Annotated in this window: 22 protein-coding genes and 1 tRNA gene; 9 read left to right on the top strand and 14 right to left on the bottom strand. The window is 43.5% G+C overall.

Going from position 1 to position 23,778, the window contains the following annotated elements; translation table 11 throughout:
• The first annotated feature begins 17 nt into the window (after positions 1–17).
• A complete protein-coding gene (locus ACE38W_RS11655) occupies positions 18–713 on the top strand; it encodes a YjjG family noncanonical pyrimidine nucleotidase (protein WP_375831027.1) in 696 nt (231 codons plus the stop codon).
• Positions 714–812: 99 nt separating this feature from the next.
• Here the strand turns inward: ACE38W_RS11655 and ACE38W_RS11650 are convergent, their stop codons facing one another.
• The 5 genes from ACE38W_RS11650 to ACE38W_RS11630 all read right to left on the bottom strand — a co-directional run bounded on the left by ACE38W_RS11650 (position 813) and on the right by ACE38W_RS11630 (position 3,998).
• Positions 813–1,049 carry a hypothetical protein gene (locus ACE38W_RS11650; protein ID WP_375831025.1) on the bottom strand — a complete coding sequence of 79 codons (237 nt, stop codon included), beginning with the start codon at positions 1,047–1,049 and terminating at the stop codon, positions 813–815.
• 30 nt (positions 1,050–1,079) lie between these two features.
• Positions 1,080–1,730 (bottom strand): phosphatidylserine decarboxylase family protein, encoded by a 651-nt coding sequence (locus ACE38W_RS11645; protein ID WP_375831023.1) that lies wholly within the window; start codon positions 1,728–1,730, stop codon positions 1,080–1,082.
• A gap of 84 nt (positions 1,731–1,814) precedes the next feature.
• Positions 1,815–2,696: a phosphatidate cytidylyltransferase gene (locus ACE38W_RS11640; RefSeq protein WP_375831022.1), complete on the bottom strand. Its 882-nt coding sequence runs from the start codon at positions 2,694–2,696 to the stop codon at positions 1,815–1,817.
• Between the two features lie 66 nt (positions 2,697–2,762).
• Positions 2,763–3,035, bottom strand: a complete 273-nt coding sequence (locus ACE38W_RS11635; protein WP_375831020.1) for a DUF2007 domain-containing protein — start codon at positions 3,033–3,035, stop codon at positions 2,763–2,765.
• Positions 3,036–3,068: 33 nt separating this feature from the next.
• Positions 3,069–3,998 carry a lysostaphin resistance A-like protein gene (locus tag ACE38W_RS11630; RefSeq protein WP_375831019.1) on the bottom strand — a complete coding sequence of 310 codons (930 nt, stop codon included), beginning with the start codon at positions 3,996–3,998 and terminating at the stop codon, positions 3,069–3,071.
• A 147-nt stretch (positions 3,999–4,145) separates the two neighbouring features.
• On the opposite strand from ACE38W_RS11630, the gene dusB reads away from it, so the two are divergent.
• Positions 4,146–5,213: a tRNA dihydrouridine synthase DusB gene (gene dusB / locus ACE38W_RS11625; protein WP_375831018.1), complete on the top strand. Its 1,068-nt coding sequence runs from the start codon at positions 4,146–4,148 to the stop codon at positions 5,211–5,213.
• Between the two features lie 42 nt (positions 5,214–5,255).
• The gene (locus ACE38W_RS11620) at positions 5,256–5,825 is read left to right on the top strand and encodes an NUMOD4 domain-containing protein (RefSeq protein ID WP_375831017.1); all 570 of its coding nucleotides are present in this window, start codon (positions 5,256–5,258) and stop codon (positions 5,823–5,825) included.
• 87 nt (positions 5,826–5,912) lie between these two features.
• Here ACE38W_RS11620 and ACE38W_RS11615 read toward each other — a convergent pair whose 3' ends face one another.
• Complete coding sequence (locus ACE38W_RS11615; protein ID WP_375831016.1) at positions 5,913–9,230, bottom strand: DEAD/DEAH box helicase; 3,318 nt, start codon at positions 9,228–9,230, stop codon at positions 5,913–5,915.
• 88 nt (positions 9,231–9,318) lie between these two features.
• Between ACE38W_RS11615 and proC the strand changes: the two genes are divergently transcribed.
• The gene (gene proC, locus ACE38W_RS11610; protein WP_375831015.1) at positions 9,319–10,116 is read left to right on the top strand and encodes a pyrroline-5-carboxylate reductase; all 798 of its coding nucleotides are present in this window, start codon (positions 9,319–9,321) and stop codon (positions 10,114–10,116) included.
• Positions 10,117–10,200: 84 nt separating this feature from the next.
• On the opposite strand, the gene ACE38W_RS11605 is transcribed toward proC, so the two are convergent.
• The 6 genes from ACE38W_RS11605 to ACE38W_RS11580 form a co-directional block, all read right to left on the bottom strand.
• Positions 10,201–10,695, bottom strand: a complete 495-nt coding sequence (locus ACE38W_RS11605; protein ID WP_375831013.1) for a histidine phosphatase family protein — start codon at positions 10,693–10,695, stop codon at positions 10,201–10,203.
• A 213-nt stretch (positions 10,696–10,908) separates the two neighbouring features.
• A complete protein-coding gene (locus ACE38W_RS11600; protein WP_375831012.1) occupies positions 10,909–12,636 on the bottom strand; it encodes an amidophosphoribosyltransferase in 1,728 nt (575 codons plus the stop codon).
• Positions 12,637–12,892: 256 nt separating this feature from the next.
• Entirely contained in the window at positions 12,893–14,275 is a 1,383-nt protein-coding gene (locus tag ACE38W_RS11595) for a peptidylprolyl isomerase (protein ID WP_375831009.1), read from the bottom strand.
• Between the two features lie 170 nt (positions 14,276–14,445).
• A complete protein-coding gene (infB, locus tag ACE38W_RS11590; RefSeq protein ID WP_375831006.1) occupies positions 14,446–18,159 on the bottom strand; it encodes a translation initiation factor IF-2 in 3,714 nt (1,237 codons plus the stop codon).
• A 91-nt stretch (positions 18,160–18,250) separates the two neighbouring features.
• Entirely contained in the window at positions 18,251–19,498 is a 1,248-nt protein-coding gene (gene nusA, locus ACE38W_RS11585) for a transcription termination factor NusA (protein WP_375831004.1), read from the bottom strand.
• Positions 19,499–19,514: 16 nt separating this feature from the next.
• Positions 19,515–19,979, bottom strand: coding sequence for a ribosome maturation factor (locus ACE38W_RS11580; protein WP_375831002.1), 465 nt, complete (start codon positions 19,977–19,979; stop codon positions 19,515–19,517).
• A 313-nt stretch (positions 19,980–20,292) separates the two neighbouring features.
• Between ACE38W_RS11580 and ACE38W_RS11575 the strand changes: the two genes are divergently transcribed.
• Together ACE38W_RS11575 and ACE38W_RS11570 are read left to right on the top strand one after the other, a co-directional pair.
• On the top strand, positions 20,293–20,643 hold the full coding sequence (locus tag ACE38W_RS11575; protein WP_375831000.1) for a TM2 domain-containing protein: 351 nt from the start codon (positions 20,293–20,295) through the stop codon (positions 20,641–20,643).
• 68 nt (positions 20,644–20,711) lie between these two features.
• On the top strand, positions 20,712–20,966 hold the full coding sequence (locus tag ACE38W_RS11570; protein WP_375830998.1) for a DUF4834 family protein: 255 nt from the start codon (positions 20,712–20,714) through the stop codon (positions 20,964–20,966).
• Positions 20,967–21,003: 37 nt separating this feature from the next.
• On the opposite strand, the gene ACE38W_RS11565 is transcribed toward ACE38W_RS11570, so the two are convergent.
• Positions 21,004–21,630: an HAD family hydrolase gene (locus ACE38W_RS11565; protein WP_375830997.1), complete on the bottom strand. Its 627-nt coding sequence runs from the start codon at positions 21,628–21,630 to the stop codon at positions 21,004–21,006.
• Positions 21,631–21,779: 149 nt separating this feature from the next.
• On the opposite strand from ACE38W_RS11565, the gene ACE38W_RS11560 reads away from it, so the two are divergent.
• Positions 21,780–21,853: transfer RNA gene (locus tag ACE38W_RS11560), tRNA-Ile, on the top strand.
• A gap of 126 nt (positions 21,854–21,979) precedes the next feature.
• On the opposite strand, the gene ACE38W_RS11555 is transcribed toward ACE38W_RS11560, so the two are convergent.
• Positions 21,980–22,303 carry a hypothetical protein gene (locus ACE38W_RS11555; RefSeq protein ID WP_375830995.1) on the bottom strand — a complete coding sequence of 108 codons (324 nt, stop codon included), beginning with the start codon at positions 22,301–22,303 and terminating at the stop codon, positions 21,980–21,982.
• 107 nt (positions 22,304–22,410) lie between these two features.
• On the opposite strand from ACE38W_RS11555, the gene ACE38W_RS11550 reads away from it, so the two are divergent.
• Both ACE38W_RS11550 and ACE38W_RS11545 read left to right on the top strand, forming a co-directional pair.
• Positions 22,411–23,331, top strand: coding sequence for a hypothetical protein (locus tag ACE38W_RS11550; RefSeq protein ID WP_375830993.1), 921 nt, complete (start codon positions 22,411–22,413; stop codon positions 23,329–23,331).
• A gap of 109 nt (positions 23,332–23,440) precedes the next feature.
• Positions 23,441–23,773 (top strand): helix-turn-helix domain-containing protein, encoded by a 333-nt coding sequence (locus ACE38W_RS11545; protein WP_375830992.1) that lies wholly within the window; start codon positions 23,441–23,443, stop codon positions 23,771–23,773.
• Positions 23,774–23,778: the final 5 nt, after the last annotated feature.

Below are 23,778 nucleotides of genomic sequence, written 5' to 3'. Positions count from 1 at the left end.
TCGTAACTTTGCGCATCATGAGATACAAACATCTTTTCTTTGACCTGGATCATACGCTCTGGGACTTTGAAACCAATGAACAGGAAACCTTGCAGGAATTGTATGATCAGTATGAATTGCAACGTAAAGGAGTGCCAACATTTCAGGAATTTTCAGTTGCTTATGTAGGTCACAACGAACGCCTTTGGGATAGATTCAGAAAAGGATATATTACCCGCAACGATCTTCGCTACAAACGCTTCAGGTTAACTTTGCTCGACTTTAAAATCGGTGATGAAAAGCTGAATGTAACCCTTGCAGACCAGTTTCTGGACATTCTGCCATCTAAAAGCCGGTTGTTCCCGCATACTGTGGAAACACTGGATTATCTGGCTGCCAAAAACTACCCTATGCATATGATTACCAACGGTTTCGAATCTACGCAGCTGCTGAAGATGAAGAACTCTGGTATTGATAAGTATTTTACACATATCGTTACTTCTGAAGTAGCTGGTAGTCTGAAACCTTATCGGGAGATATTCGATTATGCGATCGCAAAAGCAGAGACTTCTGCCGCAGACAGCATCATGATCGGAGATGCGATGGAGCTGGATATAAAGGGCGCTCACGGTGTTGGTATGGACCAGATTTATTTCAATCCTGCAAAGCCACCAGTGGACTTTACGCCAACATATACCATCAATAACCTGAAAGAAATACAGGGTATTTTATAAAAATATTTTGGTGGGCAGATGACCTGATCTGTCCACCAGGACGATATAAAATAAAAATGCCATCCGAAGATGGCATTTTTTAAAAATATGTCGACTGAGTTATTTTGTTGTCTTCTTTGCAGCTGAAGCCCTGAGTGCAGCCGTTTTGGAAGGCTGCTTACAGCAACTTTTCATGTTGGAAGCCTTAGCGCCAGACTGTTGACAGGATGCCGTACAATCAGCTTTCTTTTCGGTTTTAGCAGTATTTTTAGCAGGTACAGTTTTAGCTTTTTCCTGTGCGAATACAGCTCCGGCAACAAAAAGGGTGGCAACTGCCAGTGTAGTGATTTTTTTCATAGCTCAGTATTATCCGGTAAGAAAATCAGATTAGAGTTTTGCGATAACTGTCTGTTCGCCTTTCACTACTTCTTCCAACTTCACAGTTACCTCTGTTCCTAAAGGTAAGTAAAGATCCACACGGGAACCAAATTTGATGAAACCCATTTCGTCGTTCTGTTTCACTTCCATGCCAGGTTTCAGATAATTTACGATTCTACGTGCCAGCGCGCCAGCGATCTGACGTACCAGAATAGCAGTTTTACCATTATCAATAACTACAGAATGTCTTTCGTTTTCGGTAGAAGATTTCGGATGCCATGCCACCAGGTATTTACCAGGATGATATTGTGAAAGCTTTATCTGGCCGCTGATTGGGTTCCTGTTCACGTGAACGTTAGCAGGGCTCATAAATATAGATACCTGGAGTCTTTTATCTTTAAAGTATTCAGGCTCATACACTTCTTCAATAACTACTACTTTACCATCGCAGGGAGATATTACGAGGTTATCGTTAGCGGTACTCTGCCTGGAAGGTACCCGGAAAAAGGATACGATGAACAGGAAAAATACTACAGAAACGGCCAGGAGGCTCCAGGTCAGTGCCGGAGAATCGAACCAGTAGGTCACTGCCCCGTTAATTACCAGCAAAACCAGGAATACAAGAGAAATGGTAGCAAATCCTTCACGATGGATCTTCATTGTTTTGTTTATTTGTTTGTCTGTTTATTGGTTTAATCGCAGTGCGAAGTTAGTTCAATTGAAAAAATTCAGCATACGAATTTATCAAAGCATAAAAGTTTGGACATATATCCACGCAAATGGTGCTGCTAGCAGCATTGAATCAAATCTGTCCAGGAATCCGCCATGGCCAGGCATAATATTCCCTGAATCCTTTACGCCAGCCATTCTTTTAAGTTTCGACTCAATTAAATCCCCAATAGTACCAAAAATGGCGGCAATACCTGCCAATGCCATCCAGTGCTGCAATGCGAGATAAGAAGAACCCCAAAAATGGCCATAGACGCCAGCAGCGGCAACCGCCAGTATCATACCGCCAAGTGTACCCTCAATGGTTTTCTTAGGAGAAATTGCTGGTGCAAATGGCGTACGGCCAATTAATGAACCTGTGATATAGGCCATTGTATCATTTATCCATATAAAGATGATCAACAGTAGTGGTATTAACCAACCCGGAGCTGTACCAACCTGATCCGGTGTATAATGGATGTTTTCAGCATTCAGCCGAATATTTACCAGCAAACTAAATGGTATAGTCACGTATAGCAGGCCCATCGCCGAATAACCGATGTTCTTCAGTGAAAAGTCCTTACTGAAAAGTATTTCCCCGAGAGGAAGTACCATCAGGAAAAGAATGGCCACCCACCAGCCCAGATAGCCGGTGGAAATACCACTAACCATGAAATAATTATTGGTAAACGCAGTAATTACTGCGCAGCTCGCTATGGTGATGCCAATATGATGAAGGCTGGTTTTTTGTTTGTAGTCAGGGTCTATTTCACCAATAAGTTTGAAATATTCCTGTATGGCAAATACATTCACCAGGAAAAAAAGCAGAAAAAAGGTAAATGGACTCCATAGGATACCTCCCAGCATTACTGCCACAAAAACTAGTGCTGATGCAGTGCGGGTAAAAAATGTCTTCATGCTGTCTCGGAAAATTTAATGGCCGCAAAAATCTGCAAAAAATCGGGTAATGCCAGCCGGAAAATATTATTCATGATCTGTTTCGTCTCTTTCTTCCTCATCAATCTCATATGGATCACCGGTAGGACGGTTGTTATGTTCTGCTACCAGTGCTTTTGCTGCTTCTGCCTGGGCTTCCGGCACATATAATTCCACCTGTCCAGGGATAGTGAATGTAAAGGAAGATGATTGTTTTTGGACAATAACAGCTTCTATATCATTTTCTGTCAACATGCCTTTCACGATTTCAGTTTCGTACGGGCGGTCGCTGGCGAATACTTTAACCCATCCTTTTTCCATAGTTGATCATTTTAGAATGTTAAGTTACTACTTTTAGTTTTCTTCGTCCTGATCCTCACTATCTGTAACGGTTTCGACCTGAATCTGGTTCGGCGAACGTTTAGACAATGCCCAGAACAATCCAACGGTAACGGCTACACTGGCAAGGCCAAGGTATATGGGCATATGTGTCTCTTTGGTAGGGTCCGTGGTGATTTTACCATGTTGGAAGAGGTAATAGGTCAATACCATAGAACCATTGTTGATGGTATGTACCAGGATCGCTAACCAGAGATTGTTTGTTAGTAGATAAACGGCTCCCAAAACTATGCCCAGTAAGGCAATCATCAGAAAATCGAGCATTTCTGCATGCAAAGAGCTGAAGATGATACCCGTAAATACCACGCTCAGCCAACGTTGACGGGTCATGTTAATCATCACCCGCTGAATAACGCCTCTAAACAATAGTTCTTCTGCAATGGCTGGAACTACTGCCATGAAGAATATATTCAACAATAAGTCTGAGAGATTCGGCATATAGAGAACTGCCTTAATCAGTTCTTCATTCTTCTTTTGTAGCTCAAATGCTGCTTTGGGTAGGTTCCAGGTATGGTTCCATTCAGCAAGTACATTACCAAAAGGTAATACACAGAAATAAATAACGATGACAAGCAATAACTGCATGAATGCAGGCTTTGTCTTCAAACCCAGGTATGTAGCAGGTTTGGGCTGCCACAAGTAACTGAATACTGCTGCCGGTAAAAAGAAGCTAACAAAGGTATAGATAAACTGTACCAGCCTCTGTGCACCTATAAGACCATGATCCGTAAGGACTTTCGTCTGTATGTCAACAATCGTATAGCCGGTAAGGTAAGGAACGGCTGTTGCAAGTATCAGGTACGTAAATGCAAAGAAGCCTACGAAGAAACCTATAATGGTAACGAACTGTAATATGGGTGGATACTGCTTTAGATAGCCGTTCATAATTAAATACTCTATTAAAATGCGTAAATTTACAGCGTGAAATTAAGCATGCAGCAACAGTAAACCCAATATCTCTGCTGCATTTACTAAAAATATATAAATAAATATAATAATAAATAGTGCCAAATAGGCCAGGGTTCTCAATTTATGGTGAAGATAGGTAATATTGAACTCGGGGAATTCCCACTCTTACTAGCGCCGATGGAAGACGTAAGTGATCCCCCATTCCGCGCTGTCTGCAAAGATAACGGGGCTGATCTCATGTATACGGAGTTTATTTCTTCGGAGGGACTTATCCGTGATGCAATCAAAAGCCGTCAGAAACTGGACATCTTCGATTATGAACGCCCTGTGGGCATTCAGATCTTTGGTGGCGACGAAGAACCGCTGGCAATGGCAGCTCAGATCGTTGAGGCTACCAATCCGGACCTACTGGATATCAACTTCGGATGCCCAGTTAAAAAGGTTGTCTGTAAAGGCGCAGGCGCCGGTATCCTGAAAGATATTCCCAGAATGGTGAGTCTTACCGCTGCTGTCGTGAAAGCTACAAAACTCCCTGTAACGGTTAAAACCCGCCTTGGATGGGATGATAACACCAAAAACATTGAAGAGGTAGCAGAGCGTTTACAAGATGTTGGCATCAAAGCACTCTCCATTCACGGGCGCACACGTACGCAAATGTATAAGGGCAGTGCCGACTGGACGCTCATTGGAAAAGTTAAAAATAATCCAAGAATTCATATACCCATCTTCGGTAATGGAGATATCTCCACGCCTGAACAGGCCGTGGCAGCGCGTGCGAAGTATGGCGTAGATGGTATCATGATAGGTCGTGCAGCCATCGGCTATCCCTGGATTTTCCGGGAGATAAAGCATTTTATGAAAACCGGCGAACATTTGCCTCTACCAACTGTTTTGGAAAGAGTACAGGTCTGCAAAAAACATCTGCAACAATCTGTATCCTGGAAAGGTGATGTCGTTGGAATACTCGAAATGCGCCGCCATTATACTAATTACCTTAAAGGGTTACCTCATATAAAGGAATTCAGACAACAATTAGTAACTTTAAAAACATTAGCTGAGATAGAGGAAGTGCTAGATGCAATAGTGATTCAATATAAAGATCATATTTTTGATAGGACAACTCCCCAAGTGGCCGTGAATGACTTTCTGCCGGCCAATGATAATACGGCCGGTTGTAACGTTTATGGTTAAACGCTAACCCCGGAAATCCAATAAATAAAAAATTACTTTCACATGACCACAATTAAAAATCTGAGAAACGAAGTCTGGAAAGACTTACAGATTAAAAACAAATCTGCCCTGCGTAAAAAATACGCTGTTTCTAACATGGGCCGAGTGATCAGTTATCATGAAAGTACGGAAGATGGTAAGCTTCTCACGGGTTCTACCGTTGAAGGCTATACGGTTTTGAATGTTAAACCCGCCGACAGCTACCAGTCACTCTACCTGCACAGAGAAGTTGCAAAGCTTTTTGTGAAAAGACCTGGCCGTGCGCATAGGTATGTGATCCACCTCGACTACGACAAAAAAAACAACAAAGCCACTAACCTGAAATGGGCTACCAAAGAAGAAATGGAATCCCACCAACAGAATAGCCCGGCTAAAAAAGCTTATAAAGAAAAGCAACGTAACAGACTGAAAGGCCTGAAACTGAACGTTAGCAAAGTGAAAAATATCAAACGACTGCTCAACAAACCTGGTAAAAAAACCATGAAACAAATTGCAGAACAGTTTGATATCAGCGAAATGCAGTTATACCGTATTAAAAGCGGCGAAAACTGGTCGCATGTAACGTTGGATTAACGCCTGGATTTCCAGGACTGATCTATATGATGTTGTCTGACAAAGGCCATACCGCTGTGTGTGGCCTTTGTTGCCTTCGCTACTTACTTAGTTAACACTCCCCCGCTCCATCTCTGCCAGCATCTTCCGGTAATGGGCGCTCTCCATTAATACTGGTTCATAACCCATTATTATCACCTGTTTTCGTGCACGCGATAACGTTACCAACAATTTTCTATCTACCTCTATCCGCTCTTCTTCCCAACAAAATTCTCCGATACATTCCAAGGTCTGCACCTGTGCAGCATGATACACTGCCAGCGACACGATGATAATATCATTCTCCGAACCCTGGAAGCGCTCTACTGTATCAATATTGATATTGGCAGATTGCAATTCTGGATCATTAGCGATCATCTCCCTTATCAAACTTATCTGTGTACGCCATGGTGTTACCACTCCTACTGTATCTCTGTTAAAATTAGCACCATAGCGTTTTTTTAGATATCTGAGCAAATCTGCTACCCGCGCGGCTTCTGTCCTGTTCATCTTTGAAGTAGGCTCATAAGGACTCGGAATAAATACTTTCCTTCCTAAAGAAAGTACCTTATCCCAGCCGATGTTTACATCACTGCCTGAGCCAAAAACCTCATGCTGTTCAGGCTTTCCGGTGGATAACTGCCCGGCATAATAGTGGTTTACCAAAGCGGCAATACTGTCGTGCATACGGAAATGTGTATTTAGCATTCCCCAGGAGCGGCGCCACTGATGGGTTTTGCATTGCTGCATGAGTCGCTCGAAAATTGAAGAACGTAAATCCTGAATACCCAGCGCTCTAAGCGATTCTCCTTTAGCACTGCAGAAAAAGCTTTCCTGCGTAACCACCGGTGGTAGCTGGTTTTGATCGCCAATCAGGATGAACTTACGGAAAGGCATTAGTAAACCAAGCAATTGAGGCTCTGTGAGCTGAGAAGCTTCGTCCGCAATTAGTACATCGGCAGGTATACCCATCATCAGCAATAATTCCAGGCGTGTAGCCATGGTGGCCACTGTGCCCACAAATACCCGATGACTTGTAATAAAGTCTTTGGCTTGTTCGAGGGAGCCATTCAGGCAGTGGTCCCGGAGCTTCAGTGCGGAGTCGGTATTACGCCCGCCCATCCGCAGATAAGGTATCTGGCGGGCATCTAGCTTAATAGAAATTTCTTCTACTGCTTTGTTGGTGAATGCAACAATAATCACATGATTGCCTCTCTTGACCAGTTCATCTGCAATAGTAGTAAGCATGGCAGATGTTTTTCCAGTGCCAGGAGGGCCTTGTAAAAGATAGTAATCTTCTGCTTCGATAGCATCCCTAACTATTTGTTCCTGATTGTTATTGAACATTTTTGGAAGCGGAACCGGAAGCTCCTTGATGGACGGTGTTCTGAGTCCTAACAACTTTTCAGCCTTATAGCTATACTGGGGTGCCAGCATATAAAACAATGATGCAGCGGCAGCCCAGTAATTGGATTCGTAAATATCATGTTCGATAATCCATTCGTCGTACTGGCGGAAGAAATCGAGGGTCATCTGTCTGTTGTTAAGGGAGAATATCAGGAAGTCCTTGCCCAGCTCATCTATCCTGCCCTTCAGCAACTGTTGCTGTAGTGGCGCTAGTTCCGTGCCCGTACGTGGATAAATGATTGCAGTATCTCCTACCCTGAAGTTATGACTAACGTTGCCGACTATATCAAAAGTAACAGCACTGCTGCTGGTATCGAATTCGCGGAACTGAAGGCCGGTAATAACGGTGAATCGGCCTGCCTTCTCTTTTTCATCTTGGAGCCATAATGCAGCGAAGCCATCTGCGTCGTCTTCACGGTTTACCTCAGAGAACATGCCGCATTTGGCCTGGAGATACTCCCGCAGGGTAAATGAGAGATATTCTTTGTAGTAGGTTTTACATACTTCGGAGGCCTCTAGCCAGGCTTTTTCAAAACCATGGAAAGGTTCCGCACTGAAAGACGGTAATCCCGCTGCGGTAGTGCTGTTAATAGTAGACAGTATATCATACTCACCGGCGGCCAGGCGTAGCAGCATTGACACTACTTCATTGCGGAGTTGCAGCAGTGTATTTTCGCCGGCATGCGTGCTGCTGACGTTACGTAAGGGCTGTGATTCGGCTCCTGAATAGAGGATTGCGGAGCTACCTTTTCTTTGTCGGCCAAAGGCAGAGCGCAGCAGCAAGTTATAGCCTATTACCTGCATTTCGTGGTTTTTCCAGGTATTAAAATCTGGTGCTTTTCCACTTTTTAGCTCGAAGATCTCTTTACGGTTCACATCAGTATCATCTTCAGCCATGATATCGAGACGCCCTTGAAGGCCATATATAGCAGAAAAGAAAGTAGGCTCTATCCTGACAGGTTTATCCTGTAGGTCTTTTACTGTCTGGTGGAGATTTCCCCAATGCGACTGGCGGATATCCCGGAACATTTCATTGATTTTATCCCGGCCATAAGCGGCAGCATGCAGCACATTATCTGCCACGGCTTCTTTAAAGGATGATTTAAAATCAATCTCTTTATTACGCAGCATCTCATCCAGGAGAGCGTTGACAAGATTTCCTCTGAATGCAGCAGGACTGGAAGTTTGCGGCACGAGCTTACGGACCAGGTACTGCAGCTTGTTCATCCCTTTATGGTTGAAGCATTCTGCCAGTTCGCTGATGTCTATCAATAAATCAGGCTCCAATACCAGCTGACTTTCGACAGTTGTAGTATAGAAAGCTGGTTGAAATTCATCTGTATCGTCTTGATCTTCTTGGGTGCAATGCAGCACATGAATGGAATCATAAGGACGTAGCTGTCCATGAAGAGACATCACAGAAACGGGATCCAGCCCATCCAAAGACAGCTGGAAGTCGCCTTGTTCATCGTTTCTCACGTTCAGAATACAAGAATATTTTCCTGCGGGATTGGTTACCAATGGCCCAACGGCGGTAATCATGCAGCGTAATGAAGGAATGGAGGCTGGTCTTTTTCTGAAGCTCCGGGATAGTGTGCGGTCGCCGGTATCATAGTAATGCTCAGAAAGTTTTAATGGAACAACTTCTTCATAAAACCATGACACAGATTCCGCCAGGGCTTTGATACATAAGAGATGTTCTTCTGGTTGCAGCGGGAAGAGTGACTTTGTAGCACGGTTGGTGAGGATGCGCAGTGTGGTCAATTGTTGCTGAACTTCCGGAGGAACTATTTCTTTATCAAAATAGAATTGCATGCGCGCGAACAGGTTGCCGAAAGAACGGTGTTCTTCACGGGTAAGTTCTCTGAAAAGGTGTTCCAATATCAGTTTGTAGAGCCTTACTTTTTCATCCGGCTGTTGTTGGCCGGCGGCTTCCGTTATTCTGGCGTAAAACGCTGCTGCTTTGGTTGGTGCGCGCATTTATGCAAGATAATGCAATGCCGTTCTTTTTGCATCAATCAGGCTTTTGTTTTACCTTTCTTGGGATTTATAGTGTAAACCTTTTTTTATGTCAGGCAAAAAGATAGCCATTATAGGTGGTGGAAATCTGGGATCGGCCATTGCCCAGGGATTGCTGAAGAGCGGTTTTTCAAAGGCCGGTGATATCACTATCACCAAAAGAAATACGGATACGCTGGGAGAGCTGAAAGCTGCTGGTGTAAATGTAGAAAAAGATAATGCGGTTGCGATCCGTCAGTCGGAAGTGATTATAGTGGCCTTGAAGCCCTACAATGTGCGCGAAGTATTACAGGAGTTCAGCGGTTTATTTGACCCTTCCAGGCAGATACTTATCAGCGTGGTTACAGGTGTTAGCATTGATGATCTGGAGAGAATCGTACCAGGAATGGCGGTTGTAAGGGCTATGCCTAATACAGCTATTGCCATTCAGGAATCGATGACATGTTTGTGTTTTAAACATGCTACACAGGAGCAGACAGATTATGTTACCAGTATGTTCAATCATATGGGAGCAGCGGTCAGCATTGATGAGAAGCTGATGGATGCCGCCACGGTATTAGGTGCTTGTGGTATTGCCTATGCCTTGCGTTTTATAAGGGCTAATATCCAGGGCGGTATTGAAATAGGTTTTGATGCCCGTACTGCCAGCTTGATTGCAGCGCAGACAGTAAAAGGCGCAGCAGAGTTGCTGATCCGTGAGAACCGTCACCCCGAAGAAGAAATAGATAAGGTAACTACTCCGAAAGGCTGTACTATAGCCGGTTTGAACGAGATGGAGCACCAGGGCTTCAGCTCATCATTGATTAAAGGGATCACTGCATCTTACAATAAGATAGTGAAGGGATAATCATCTCCCCTGATTTCATCAGTATTAGTGAATAACTGAAAATTTTTCCGATGAGATATCGGAAGAGGATTGTATTGTCCGGGGTTAGTCTTTCCTGGGGTAATCAAAGAATAGGAAAGTCTTTTTAGCGCGGTCGAAATCCTTCCAGTTATCGGTATCGGCCTGGATGGCGAATACGCCGGCAGTGGGGACATTATCAATCCTGATTTCTTCTGTCAGGTAATTGGCAAAATCGGTGATGCCGGGGTTATGTGCAAAGATTGCCACGGTATTGAAGTCATCATCAATCTTAGTGATTACTTTGAGGAACGTGGAAGCATAGCACAAATACAATTCTTCTTCCAGGAGGATAGCCTGTTTTGGGTAATGCCATACATCAGCCATTAATTTGGCGGTGGTGCGGGCTCTTTTAGCCGGGCTGGAGATCACTAGTTCGGGAACTACTCCTTTGTCTCGTAATCGTTCAGCCATCTCCGGAGCATTCTGTTTTCCCCGTTTGTTAAGTGGCCTGTCGAAATCGTCCGTATCAGGATCGTTCCAGCTGGATTTAGCATGTCGGATTAGTAGCAATGTTTTCATGGGCTGAAAACCTGTTGTTTACAATAACGAAAATACAGAATAGGAGTCGTTGTGATGTCATTTAAAATAAAATTAACATCGAAATGTATAATAAGGTTGTTATCCCCCGGAGATTGACTACCTGGTATTGTTTTCACGGATAAACAAAAAAAGAGAGAGCACTTGTAGGTGCTCTCTCAATATTTATCAAGACTTCTCGTATAATGTATACCGTTAGTAACCTCTTTCGTTTTTACCTTCCATAAAGTTCATGAAAGCTTTGTTTACCACGCGGTTACCACCAGGAGTAGGATAATCACCGGTGAAGTACCAGTCGCCCAGATTATTAGGGCATGCTTCGTGTAAGCTTTCTATGGATTGGTAAATAACTTCGATTTTAGCTCCGATACCTTTAGGGGTAAGGATTTCAGCGATTTTATCTGAAATCTGTTGCGGAGTAAATGGTTTATAAACGTTTTTAACGACGTTTTGCGCATGGAGGGTATTGGTACGTTCCAGTTCTTTACAGAGGCCATAAGCTTCCTGGAGGATGTATTCCTTACCTTGTTCTTTCAGTAGCGCAATAGCTGCCTGGAATGCAACAAAGTCACCCATTTTACTCATATCGATACCATAACAGTCTGGGTATCTGATCTGAGGAGCAGAAGAAACGATGATGATACGTTTAGGGCCGAGGCGGTCCAGCATTTTGACAATGCTTTCTTTCAGGGTGGTACCGCGAACGATGGAATCGTCGATAACTACCAGTGAATCTACACCAGGTCTAACGGTACCATAGGTGATGTCGTACACGTGTTGTACCATCTCATTACGGCTGGAATCTTCAGTGATGAAGGTTCTCATCTTCACATCCTTGATCGCAATTTTATCGATGCGGATGCGACGATTCACCATTTCGTTCAATTTCTCTGAGTCGATCTCATTACCCCAGGAAAGGATTCTTTCCACTTTGATTTTGTTGAGGTAGTCTTCCAGACCTTTCAAGAGGCCATAGAATGCAACTTCAGCGGTATTAGGGATGAATGAGAAGATTGTATTTCTGAGATCGTTGTCGATAGCTTTCAGAACAGTGCCAGACAGGTTGCGGCCGAGGGCAGTACGTTCTTTATATATTTTCTCGTCGTTACCTCTGGAGAAATAGATCCGTTCGAAGCTGCAGGCTTTACGCTCTTTAGGTTCGAGGATTTGTTCTATTGCATATTCGCCATTAGGTTTAACGATGAGGGCATTACCAGGCATCAGTTCCAGTACTTCGTTTTCACCAACGTTGAAGGTAGTACGAATCGCAGCTCTTTCAGAAGCGGCAACGATTACATCATCATTGACATAGTAGTAGGAAGGACGGATACCGTGCGGATCGCGGATGACGAAAGCATCCCCTGTACCAATAAGGCCGGCAGCGTGGTAACCACCATCAAATAAAGAAAATGCCTGTTGGAGGATGTGTTTAACGTCGAGGCCATTGCGGCGTATTTCGTCTTCTTTGCTGATGAAGTGGTGAACCACTTCAAGCATAGCAGCGAGGTCGCTGTTTTTGTGTACTTCACCAGGGTTTGCGTTTACGAATTTGAAGAGTTCGTCAGCATTTACGAGGTTGAAGTTACCTGCCATTGCGAGGTTGCGGGCAGGGATGGTGTTATATCTAACAAAAGGATGGCAAAGTTCTACGTTGTTTTTGCCTTGGGTCGCATAGCGAAGATGTCCCATCAGCAGTTCACCGAGAAATTTGAGGTGTCCTTTCATCAGCCCCGGATATTTTGTGATCTCGGGTTGATATTTTTCGATTTCCGAAATTTCGTCCCTGATTTTGCTGAATACGTCGCCGATTGCCTGTGGGGCGCTGCTACGTACGCGGTGCATAAAAGGAACGCCAGGTTCAGTATCTAATTTTACAGCTGCAACACCAGCGCCATCCTGGCCCCTGTTGTGCTGCTTTTCCATGAGCAGATATAATTTATTCAGCCCATAAAAAACGGTCCCATACTTCTGTTGATAATAGGAGAACGGTTTTCTCAATCTAATAAATGCCAGTCCGCATTCATGCTTGATCGCATCACTCATGCCTGAAAATTGAAGATGCAAAGCTACGCCAAATAAAGTTAAAATCCGTCATGCAAGCGTAAGGCGCTGTATAAACAGGAAGAGGGCCGCTGTGAATCCACACTGCGGCCCTCTTTCAAAAAAGTTAAATATATCCTTATTGTTTGGCTAGCTGTCCCATCCATTGACTGATATGGGTACAGTTTTTATACTCAGGATCTACGTGTACGTAGAATGTTGGGATCTTTTCTTTCAGCCATTTGTTGATAGCCTCAGCCTGTTTGATTTGCAGTGTGCGAGCCTGAATACGGGAATAATCGTCGTTCAGATTTTCTCTATGAGGTTGGCTGCGTGACTTCAGGTATACGATGCGAACAGAAGTTCGGCCATTTTCATCTGTAAACTGAGTCGCTTTCGATATCTGACCTGGTTTCAGGGTATCCAGCATCATAACGATGGATTTATCGGATTCATCATCCAGCTGATCTATCGTGAGGAGGGTACCTTCACCGGTTTTAGATTGAAGCATACCGCCAGTAAACTTAGCGGATGGTTCATCACTGAACTCATTTACTGCTTCAGAGAAAGTCATTTTATTGTTCAGAACAAGATTACGAACAGAATCCAGTTTAGTAGTGGCAGCAGCCAGATCTGATCTGGTTACAGCCGCTCTGATGAGGATGTGTTGTACGGTAACATTATCGCCCTGACGTTTGATCATCTGGATGATATGGTAACCGTGTTGGGATTTAACCGGGCTGGAGATCTCTCCTTCTTTCAGACGGAAAGCGGCAGCCAGGAAGTCAGGATCCCAGGTATTTTTATCATTACGGTTCAGATTGTAGATACCTCTGTTTTCTTTTACACCTGGATCTTCAGAGTACAGGATGGCGAGGGAGCTAAAATCAGATTCTTTATTCAGTACGCGTTTTTTGAAATCCAGCAGGCGGTCGATGGCGTATTGGTCCATTTCGCGGGTAGCTTTAGGACTGATTACGATCTGACCGATTTCCAGTTCAGATTCATAGAATTTGAGACTGTCTTTAGGAATAGCGTCGAAAAATCTTTTTACTTCAGAAGGAGTGACTTTAACTTGGTCGATGATTTTACCACGCATTGCTTGTGCGAGCAGTCCTTCTTTAATAGGAGTACGGAATCGTTCACGCAGCTGGTATACGGAGTAGCCGGTGATGTCTTTCATTTTTTCTTTGGAGCCGTATAGCTGTTCAAAATAGCGGATACGGTTTTCCATCTGGCCTTCGATATCGGCATCTGAAACAGGTAAGCTGTCCCTTTCTGCTTGCAGTACCATTACCTTTTGGGAAATCAGCATTTCCAGGGTATTGCAGGGTGCATCATGGGGCAGGTTTCCATCGACGGTATTACGTTGGAGATCAGCCAACGCGCCATCCATATCGGATTTGAGGATAATCTTATCCCCTACTATGCCTACAATCTTGTCTGCTACCAGTTTTTGCTGTGCCGAGGCGGCAGAACCGAGCATCAAGGTGATAGCAGATAAAGCCAGAATTTTCTTCATACTAGTATCGTAAAGTTCAAAAATAACCAAATAACATTCAGTCCTGCACTAAAATTCTGCGGATTTAACAAAAGTTTAGATCAGACAGGATAAATACCGGATATTTCTATAAGAAAAAAAATGCAGCGAAGGGATACTTCGCTGCATTTAAGGATATTTTAGCCGGAGGCTTATAATGTTCTTTTAACTTCTACTTCTTCGAAACCTTCTACGATATCGCCTGGGCGGATATCGCTGTAGTTACGCAGACTCAGACCGCATTCCATGTTGGAGGCAACTTCTTTCACGTCTTCTTTATAACGTTTCAGGGAGCCGAGGTCTCCGGTATGAACTACGATACCATCGCGAACGAGGTTCACGCGGGTGTTTCTCGCTAACTTGCCATCGAGTACGAAGCAACCAGCCACTGTAACCTTGTCGAATTTGTAGGTTTCGCGTACTTCGACGTTGCACACCACTTTCTTTTCGATTTTTGGTTCCAGCATCCCTTCCATGGCGCTCTTAATTTCTTCGATTGCGTCATAGATGATGGAGTAGTTACGGATTTCGATATTTTCTTTTTCGGCAAGTTTAGCAGCCTGGGAAGAAGGACGTACCTGGAACCCGAGGATGATCGCGTCAGAAGCAGTAGCGAGGAGTACGTCGGATTCGGTGATCTGACCCACAGCTTTGTGTACGATACTAACAACGATTTCTTCTGTAGAGAGTTTCTGCAGGGAGTCGGACAGTGCTTCCACAGAACCGTCAAAGTCAGCTTTGAGGATGAGGTTGAGCTGTTTAAAGTTACCCAGTGCCAGACGGCGACCGATTTCATCGAGGGTGATATGTTTCTTGGTACGGATACCTTGTTCGCGAACGATCTGAGCGCGGCGGTTAGCCACTTCTTTGGCTTCAGATTCGTTTTCGTACATTTTGAATTTCTCACCTGCTTGTGGTGCACCGTTCAAGCCGAGTACCTGTACTGGCATGGAAGGACCAGCTTCGTCCATTTTCTGGCCACGTTCGTTGAACATAGCTTTGATTTTACCGTAGAAGGAACCGGATACGATGGTATCGCCCTGACGGAGGGTACCATTTTGTACCAGGAGGGAGGCAACGTAACCGCGGCCTTTATCCAAGGATGCTTCCACGATAGAACCGGAACCTTCGCGGTTTGGATTCGCTTTCAGTTCGAGGAGTTCTGCTTCCAGCAGTAATTTTTCCAGGAGGAGGTCGATGTTCAGACCGCTCTTGGCAGATATTTCCTGGCTTTGATATTTACCACCCCAGTCTTCAACGAGGAGGTTCATACCAGCGAGTTGTTCTTTAATTTTCTCTGGGTTGGCACCATCTTTATCCACTTTGTTGATAGCGAATACCATTGGGAGGCCAGCAGCCTGAGAGTGGGAGATTGCTTCACGTGTTTGAGGCATGATAGCATCATCCGCAGCGATTACGATAACTGCAATATCCGCAGCTTTCGCACCACGGGCACGCATTGCGGTAAACGCTTCGTGACCAGGGGTATCGAGGAAGGTAATTTTTTTACCACCGCTGGTAGTTACCTGGTAAGCACCGATGTGCTGGGTAATACCGCCGGCTTCACCTGCCACAACGTTTGCGTTACGGATATAATCGAGCAAGGAAGTTTTACCATGGTCTACGTGACCCATGATGGTAACGATCGGAGCACGAGGTTCCAGATCTTCCGGAGCATCTACTTCTTCAACTTCTTCTGCATCTTCAACAGCATCCAAACCGATAAATTCTACTTCATAGCCGAATTCACCAGATACGAGTTCGATAACTTCCGCATCGAGTCGTTGGTTGATGGATACCATGATACCGAGGCCCATACATTTAGAGATAACTTCGGCGAAGCTAACGTTCATCAGGTTAGCGAGTTCGCTTACGGAGATGAATTCTGTTACCTGGAGTTTATTATCCTGGCCAGCCTGGTTAGCTCTTTCATTGGCTCTCTCTTCGCGTTTTTCACGACGGTGTTTAGCTTTTACGCCTTTACCGCGGGTGTTGCCAGAGAGTTTGGCCATTGTTTCCTTGATCTTATTCTGGATCTCGTTTTTGTCGATTTCTTTTTCTTCAGGTGTGCGTTTATCATCGCGGTTGTTAGCACCGTGTCTGTTATAGCCACCACCTTGACCAGGTCGGTTGAAGTTACCACCACCTTGTCTGTTTTGACCGTAGCCACCACCTTGACCTTGGCGATTGAATCCGCCGCCTTGTTGGCCACCTTGTCTGTTTGGACCGTGTTGGTTACCACCTGGGCGGTTGTTACCACCACCTTGACCTTGTTGGTTACGGTTTTGGTTACGGTTATCGCCGTGTTGGCCGCCGCCTTGTCTATTTTGACCGTGCTGAGCACCACCTTGTTGGTTACCGTGTTGACCTTGGCCGCCTTGGTTGCGGTTATCACGGTTACCACCGTGTCCGTGGTCTCTGTTGCCGTGTTGGCCTTGACCGCGGTTATCACGATTGCCTTGGTGACCATGTTGACCATGCTGACCATGCTGACCTTGACCGCCTTCTTTGCGTTCGCCGTCTTTGAAGTCACGTGGCTGGATGGGTTCAGGTTTTTTCTCGACGATGATACGTTTGCGTTTACGTTTTTCGTCGCGGTCCTTATTGAAGTTAGATTTGTTATTGTCTCTTCTGTCGGACTGAACCGGCAGTTCGATTTTACCGATAACTTTAGGACCGGTTAATTTTTCAGCCTGAATATTTTCGATAACGGTTCCGGCTTGTTCGTCGGTGTTAGCGGCGGGAGCCTGGGTATTGTTATCGTTGTTTTTCGTTTCTTCCTTAACAGGAAGTTTAACTGGAATCGCCGGTTCTTTGATTGCTGCAGCCGGTTTAGCCTCTTGTAATACTTCTTCCACTTTGTTAACTACAGGTTTATCTTGAACCGGTGCGGCTTTTTCCGTTTTAACTGTCGTATCGGTTTTATCTGTTTTCGCTACATTTTCAACAGGAGCAGGGGCAGGTTGGGCGGCGGGTGCTTTTTCAGCAGCCGGTGCTTTTTCTGGTTTATGCTCGGTAGCTGCAGGTGCTGGAGTTGGAGCCGGAGTTTTTTCAGGACTGGCAGGCGGCGGTGTTTGTACCGGAGCTGGAGCTGGTTCTGGTTTTTTCTCGGCTACAGGAGCAGGTGCTGGCGCTGGCTGTGGAGCAGGAGTTTCTGCTTTAGGCGGCGCAGGAGTTTCTGCAGGTTTTGCTGTTGTTTCCTGTTTAGGCTGTTCTTTAGGAGCAGCTGGAGCAGGAGTTGGTTTTTTAGCAGCACCTTTATTAATGGCATCGAGATCGATGGTTGTGATGACGCGAGGGCCATTAATTTTAGGGGCTTCAGTTTTCACTACATCCGGTTCGGCAGGCGGGGCCTGTGGTTTAGGAGATTCCGCCACCGGGGGAGGTGGTGTAACGGGAGCTGCTGGTTCCTTTACCGGAGGAGTTGATGGAGCTGTTGCCTGAGGTTCCTGTTTAGGAGTTTCCTTTGCAGGTTCAGGTTTAGGTTCCGCTTTGGGAGCTTCCTGAGCTGGAGCTGCCTCTTCTTTGTCTTTGCTAGTGTTCTTTTTCGCCGCAGCCTCCGCTTCCTCTTTTTCTTTCTTCTTCGTATCTAACACGCTTCCTTTAGGCAGGGCTATTTGGTCGCTTTTGCGTTTATTAGCCTTGTCCTGTTGGAACTCCGACTGCAGAGCTTGGTACATAACAGCCGTGAGGCGAGCGTTTGGCGAACCAAACCCACCCATGTCGAAGCCTTTATTGGAAAGATAGTCTATAAGCGTTTCTTTACCAATATTAAACTCTTTGGCTGCGGCCAGCAATCGTGGTGTGTTGTTTGTTGTTTCAGGCATATCGTAGTTCGGGCCTCCCCTGTTTCCCGTTTCTTCCAAACGGGTTGTTTTTTTACGTTTAAACAATAACTCGAAAAATCCAATTCCCCTTCTAATAAGCCCTTTACCTGGGAAGGGTTCTGGCTGGGCTTTATTCTTTGTCAAACTCTTCTTGCAATATTCTTCTAATATCCTGCACTGTCTCTTCTTCCAGATCAGAACGGCGTACCAATTCTTCTGTAGTCAGCTCTAATACGCTGCGGGCAGTGTCACAACCTATTCGCTTCAATTCATCAATGATCCATTCTTCGATTTCATCAGAGAACTCTTCGAGATCGATATCAAATTCAGACTGTTCCTGTTGTTCGTCACGGAATACGTCGATTTCGTAGCCGGTCAGTTCACAGGCGAGTTTGATGTTTACACCTTTTTTACCGATGGCCAGGGAAACCTGGTCAGGGTTGAGGTAAACGGAGGCGTATTTGTTTTCGTTATCCACTTCCATACGGCTGATTCTAGCAGGTGTTAAGGAGCGTTGAATCAGGAGTTGGATATTAGCGGTAAAGTTAATGATATCAATATTTTCGTTTCTGAGTTCGCGTACGATACCGTGAATACGGCTACCTTTCATACCCACACAGGCACCTACCGGGTCGATACGGTCGTCATAGGATTCAACAGCCACTTTGGCTCTTTCTCCTGGTTCACGAACGATTTTCTTGATAACGATAAGGCCGTCAAAGATCTCAGGAACTTCAATTTCCAACAATTTAGCCAGGAAGGATGGGTGTGTACGGGAAAGAATGATGAGTGGGGCATTATTCTTCATTTCCACTTTTTTCACCACCGCTCTAACGTTTTCCCCTTTTTTGAAATAATCAGTGGGGATTTGTTCGGCTTTTGGCAAAATTAATTCATTCCCTTCATCATCAAGCAATAAAACTTCTTTTTTCCAAACCTGGTAAACTTCACCGGTTACAATTTCACCAGCTTTATCAGCATATTTCTTTACGAGAATATTCTTTTTGAGGTCGCCAATGCGGGCAGACAGCGTTTGTTTTGCTGCGAGGATTGCGCGGCGGCCGAAGTCCATAATATCAACTTCTTCGTACAGATCTTCACCGATTTCGAGGTCTTTTTCAATACTAATTGCTTCAGTATAAGCAATTTGTGCATTGTCATCTTCCACTTCTCCATCTTCGACTACCAGACGACGACGTAATATTTCAAGGTCTCCTTTTTCAGTATTTACAATGACATCAAAGTTCTCATCAGAGCCATACTTTTTTCTCAGCAGTGTTTTGAACACATCTTCCAGAACCTTCATCAACGTAGGACGGTCAATGTTTTCCGCCTCCTTGAACTCAGAGAATGACTCAATCAGGTTAATACTAGCCATGTTTATTTATTATAATTTAAAACACAATGCACACTTTCGTATGCTTGATTTCATCGAATTTTATTTCAGAATTTTTTTTCTCTTTTTTCTTGCCGATCTGTTCCTCAATGGTAAAGTTATCGTCAGTAACTGCCATCAGGGTACCTTCTTTGGTACTCCCATCCGGAAAAGTTACCTCCACTTTACGACCAATATTTTTGAGATACTGTCTGTGCAGTTTCAATGGCTCATCCAGTCCAGGAGAAGAAACCTCCAGTGAGAAGTCATTGTCAGGAAACAGGGCTGCTTCCTCCAGCAGGGCATATAACGCACGGTTGAAAGATACTAATTTTTCAACTGGTACGCCTTTATCTCCGTCCAAAAAGAGCTTAATATTGTTTGTGGGCTTTATTCTGATATCTACCAGAAAATTATCGGGATCATTGGCCAGCAGACCCTCTGCCAGTTCCCGGATTGCTGTTATCACGTGTTCGTTTGCCATACAAAAAGCGCGAAGGGGCCGATATCTCGTCCCCTTCGTTTGAATCATTTTTCCTACGCAAAATTAGGATTTTATTTCGATTCTAAAAGTTTTTCTCTTTTAAAACCAATAATTTTCTCCAATTTATTATCGTATATTCGTTTTGTTTAATGTTTTCCTCATGCCAGTTTCTTCGTAAACAAAAATAATTCAAAAATATCAGATCTGGATATAGTCTTTCGTGCAACTACCAATAGGGCGTTGTTGTCTTTTATATATAGTATAGGCTGAAATTCCTTAAGCACATTATCAACTTTTAATAATCATTCATCATATGGATAATTTTTCATACAACTTACTGCCTGGTATTGAACCAGAAGAGAAAATATGGTTAGATGAATTGACAAAATCATATAGTCAAGAGAAGAAAGACAAGTTTCTGATGCTATATCAAAGCAGGAGAAAAGACCCACAGTCAATACTAATTTTTACATTGATTGGATTCCTTGGCGTGGCGGGTGTGCACAGATTTGTTACTGATCGTATTGGACTGGGTGTAATTTACCTGATCACTTATGGAATATTTGGTATAGGTACCTTAGTGGATGCAATTAATTATAAACGCATCGCCTGGGACTTCAATAAACGTGAAGCAGTTAAGTGTTCACAAATGATTGACTTATAGTTAAAGAAAACTTAAATAAGCCATTATTTTCCAGTGGATAATCGATATTCTGCTACCTTTGATGGATTATGTTGAAGTATTTTATCTTATTTTTTGTACTATATCTGCTGTATAAAATTGTATTCAGGTTTGTGATACCTGTTTACAGAGCTACCAGACAGTTACGGCAGCAGATGAATGGGATGCAGGATGCGATGCGTCAGCAGTATGAGAGCCAACAGGCTTACCAGCAAAGTCAGGAACAGACGACGCAAAGCAGCGCACAACAACCACCGAAGCCAACGGATCGGGGGGAATATATTGATTTTGAAGAAATTAAATAGTAAATAAAAAGCGTCTCTACCAATTGAGACGCTTTTTTTATGCGGATAAAGGTTTGAATATATCGAGTATAGTTTTAGGCGCCTGCAGGTGAATAGTGTGTAGGCCAATCAATTTAGCCCCTTCAATATTAGGTAAGGTATCATCAATAAAGACTGTCTCCCCTGCTTTAAGTCCGTTTTCCTCCAGAACCATCACATAGCTTTCTTTATCTGGTTTACGACAACCCATCAAATGAGAATAATAAGTTTTGTCGAAGAACGCTCCCAATGACGGGATACCTCTTGAATCCATTAATATTTTATTGAATGCATCGAGATGGATTGCATTAGTATTACTTAACAGGAAAAGATTATACTGTTGACGGAGTTGTTGTAAAAGTTGGAGTCTTTGCAGGGGGAAGTCGAGTAACATTGCATTCCAGGCATCAATAATCTGAATGTCGGAGACATTTTCCGGGAGATATTTATGCATGGTGGCCAGGAACTCTTCTGTACTCACATGGCCTGTTTCGAGTCCGTTGAAAAGGTCGGAACCCTTGAACTGGCCGTATAATTCATGAAAGTTTTCTACACCGAGCGCGGTAAATGCATCATTGGTTCTATTGTAATCGAGGTTTAGAATTACGCCACCCAGATCAAAAATGATATTTTTAATTCCCTGCATATGGTCAATTATTTGACACAAAGAAACAGGCTTTTTTTTATAGAGTATATACGAGACAGTTATATAGAAAAAATATTTTTTAGGTTAATTGGAGAAAATAATTAATTTTGCCGTCCCTCGAAAGAGGGGAATCTTCGTTCTTAGGAACAGCTCCTATAGCTCAGTTGGTTAGAGCACCTGACTCATAATCAGGGGGTCACAGGATCATGCCCTGTTGGGAGCACAGTCTCAGAAAGGCTTTTAGCGGTATAGCGCTGAAAGCCTTTTTTCGTTTGATACATGTTTTGATACATGTTTTTTAATTCTCCATCTTCAATCCTTTTACAAAGAAATGACAGGTACTTTGGGCTCATTTACTGCCTTCGGGTGCAATATCAATCTCGGTGGCAGCAATTGGAGTTACTTTTTCTGTTGAAGTCCACACCAAAAAATACTCAAATTTTTCGCCATCAGGTGTACAGCCAACAACGTATTCGCCAGGATCAAGGCTACTTTTACGGACATAATATTCACCACAAACTCTAATGTCATTTTTTACCAGAGCACGACCTATTGTTATAAATTCCTGGCCTTGAGGTTCTCGCCATTGCTGATTATATCTTTCTGAAAAAGTTGGTTCGTGACAGCTTGCTAACAAAATAAATAGACTTACAAGTAGAATTTTGGGTGTCATCGGTGATAGAATTTTTAAAGGTTTAAATGGGAGATTATATTTAAATTAGGATATGTACTGATTGTATGGATGTTCTATAAGGTACGTTTTTTCTAAAAGTTGTTGTCATGAAAAACCGTAGGAAGATAAGTCTACTTACAAAATATCTTTCCAATAAGCATTATTTAAAAGAAGTTCCAGTAGACGGAAAAATTACAAATAGGTTTCACTTTGACTTAGGCTGGTATTACCTTTATGCCAACCAGATTATAAGAACTGGTAACTGCATTACCTTATTGAGTAACCCCTACACAATAACTATAGATAGCTTCTGGAACACTAATCACTTTGAGGATATTAGCAAATATGTATTCTGGACTTTTAACGACAGCTTTCAACAGAACTTAATTCGGCAACTGGCATTCCTTTCAGAATCTGTAATAGCGAGATGTAATGAACTCCTAACCCGATATGTCATCCCATATAACGAGGCCGACTACACTCACCCAGACGAGGAATTACAGTGGTGCTTTGTGAAAAATGAATTTTTGAAGAAATCCGGCAAGTATGAACTGATGTACTGTCGGGATCAGGAGAATAGAACTGCCATCAAATCGGCGCTTGCTGCATTTATGAACCGCACCTCTGTTGAACAGACATCCATAGTGGCACCTGCTGAAACTGTGCCCACTTTTTTGAGTATGTTAATTCCTATTAACGGCAGCCAACTGGTAACACTCAATTACATCGATGAAAAAGTGAAAGAAACGGGTTGTAAGTTTGAAATTTTCCGATCAATAAGAAAATCGAAGGATAATCGTAATCCTTATGGCTTCAATGGCTGCGTCGCTGCTGTAATAGATTATTTCTACCAACTCAATTATTTTGACACTGCATACTCTTTAGAGCAAATTTTTCACGCATATTTTGAACACACAGGAAATTACATTGCAAAATTTAGCACTTTCATGTCTGAATTTAGGCAGGATAACAGTTATTTGAAGCATGTTGAAATGCTTAAACAATTGAAAATTAATAAATTGAACTAGTCTTTTTTATCTTTCCCCAATTGCCCAAATTCCTCCCCCAATCTGCCTGATATACTTTCCTTTTCAATAGAAATTGCATGTATTTGATAACAGATAAAATCAAATAGACATGACAATTATTAATCCATTCGATCTAATCATTTCTAAGATCGACGTATTGCAAGCATGCGTTAATGGCCTGCGCGAAAACAACAAGAAACCTATCGCTATTCAGCCGGAAGATCCTGATAGGTTATTGAACCTGGTGGAAGCCGCTAATGTATTGCGTAAGCCGGTAGGGACTGTCCGTTATTACATTCATCACAAGTCGTTACCAGCAATTAAGGTTGGTAAAGGTTATGTAGTGAAGCATTCTGCTTTGATGGCATGGGTGGATGAATTCAAGGAAAGTACAAGCGAGGATCCGGTTATCAATATGAGACGCCGATTTGCAAAACGTTAAAACCC

Source organism: Chitinophaga sp. Hz27, assembly GCF_042263525.1.
GTDB lineage: Bacteria > Bacteroidota > Bacteroidia > Chitinophagales > Chitinophagaceae > Chitinophaga.
This window is presented reverse-complemented; position numbering and strand designations above follow the sequence as displayed.

Bases quoted from the DNA above. Each gene is read 5' to 3' on its own strand.
- dusB (WP_375831018.1), top strand. From the start codon at position 4,146: ATGGTGAAGATAGGTAATATTGAACTCGGGGAATTCCCACTCTTACTA.
- ACE38W_RS11545 (WP_375830992.1), top strand. From the start codon at position 23,441: ATGACAATTATTAATCCATTCGATCTAATCATTTCTAAGATCGACGTA.
- ACE38W_RS11615 (WP_375831016.1), bottom strand. From the start codon at position 9,230: ATGCGCGCACCAACCAAAGCAGCAGCGTTTTACGCCAGAATAACGGAA.
- ACE38W_RS11570 (WP_375830998.1), top strand. From the start codon at position 20,712: ATGTTGAAGTATTTTATCTTATTTTTTGTACTATATCTGCTGTATAAA.
- ACE38W_RS11605 (WP_375831013.1), bottom strand. From the start codon at position 10,695: ATGAAAACATTGCTACTAATCCGACATGCTAAATCCAGCTGGAACGAT.
- ACE38W_RS11640 (WP_375831022.1), bottom strand. From the start codon at position 2,696: ATGAAGACATTTTTTACCCGCACTGCATCAGCACTAGTTTTTGTGGCA.
- ACE38W_RS11580 (WP_375831002.1), bottom strand. From the start codon at position 19,979: ATGGCAAACGAACACGTGATAACAGCAATCCGGGAACTGGCAGAGGGT.
- ACE38W_RS11645 (WP_375831023.1), bottom strand. From the start codon at position 1,730: ATGAAGATCCATCGTGAAGGATTTGCTACCATTTCTCTTGTATTCCTG.
- ACE38W_RS11655 (WP_375831027.1), top strand. From the start codon at position 18: ATGAGATACAAACATCTTTTCTTTGACCTGGATCATACGCTCTGGGAC.
- ACE38W_RS11650 (WP_375831025.1), bottom strand. From the start codon at position 1,049: ATGAAAAAAATCACTACACTGGCAGTTGCCACCCTTTTTGTTGCCGGA.
- proC (WP_375831015.1), top strand. From the start codon at position 9,319: ATGTCAGGCAAAAAGATAGCCATTATAGGTGGTGGAAATCTGGGATCG.
- ACE38W_RS11600 (WP_375831012.1), bottom strand. From the start codon at position 12,636: ATGGAAAAGCAGCACAACAGGGGCCAGGATGGCGCTGGTGTTGCAGCT.
- ACE38W_RS11635 (WP_375831020.1), bottom strand. From the start codon at position 3,035: ATGGAAAAAGGATGGGTTAAAGTATTCGCCAGCGACCGCCCGTACGAA.
- ACE38W_RS11595 (WP_375831009.1), bottom strand. From the start codon at position 14,275: ATGAAGAAAATTCTGGCTTTATCTGCTATCACCTTGATGCTCGGTTCT.
- ACE38W_RS11630 (WP_375831019.1), bottom strand. From the start codon at position 3,998: ATGAACGGCTATCTAAAGCAGTATCCACCCATATTACAGTTCGTTACC.
- ACE38W_RS11550 (WP_375830993.1), top strand. From the start codon at position 22,411: ATGAAAAACCGTAGGAAGATAAGTCTACTTACAAAATATCTTTCCAAT.
- ACE38W_RS11565 (WP_375830997.1), bottom strand. From the start codon at position 21,630: ATGCAGGGAATTAAAAATATCATTTTTGATCTGGGTGGCGTAATTCTA.
- ACE38W_RS11620 (WP_375831017.1), top strand. From the start codon at position 5,256: ATGACCACAATTAAAAATCTGAGAAACGAAGTCTGGAAAGACTTACAG.
- ACE38W_RS11555 (WP_375830995.1), bottom strand. From the start codon at position 22,303: ATGACACCCAAAATTCTACTTGTAAGTCTATTTATTTTGTTAGCAAGC.
- ACE38W_RS11575 (WP_375831000.1), top strand. From the start codon at position 20,293: ATGGATAATTTTTCATACAACTTACTGCCTGGTATTGAACCAGAAGAG.
- nusA (WP_375831004.1), bottom strand. From the start codon at position 19,498: ATGGCTAGTATTAACCTGATTGAGTCATTCTCTGAGTTCAAGGAGGCG.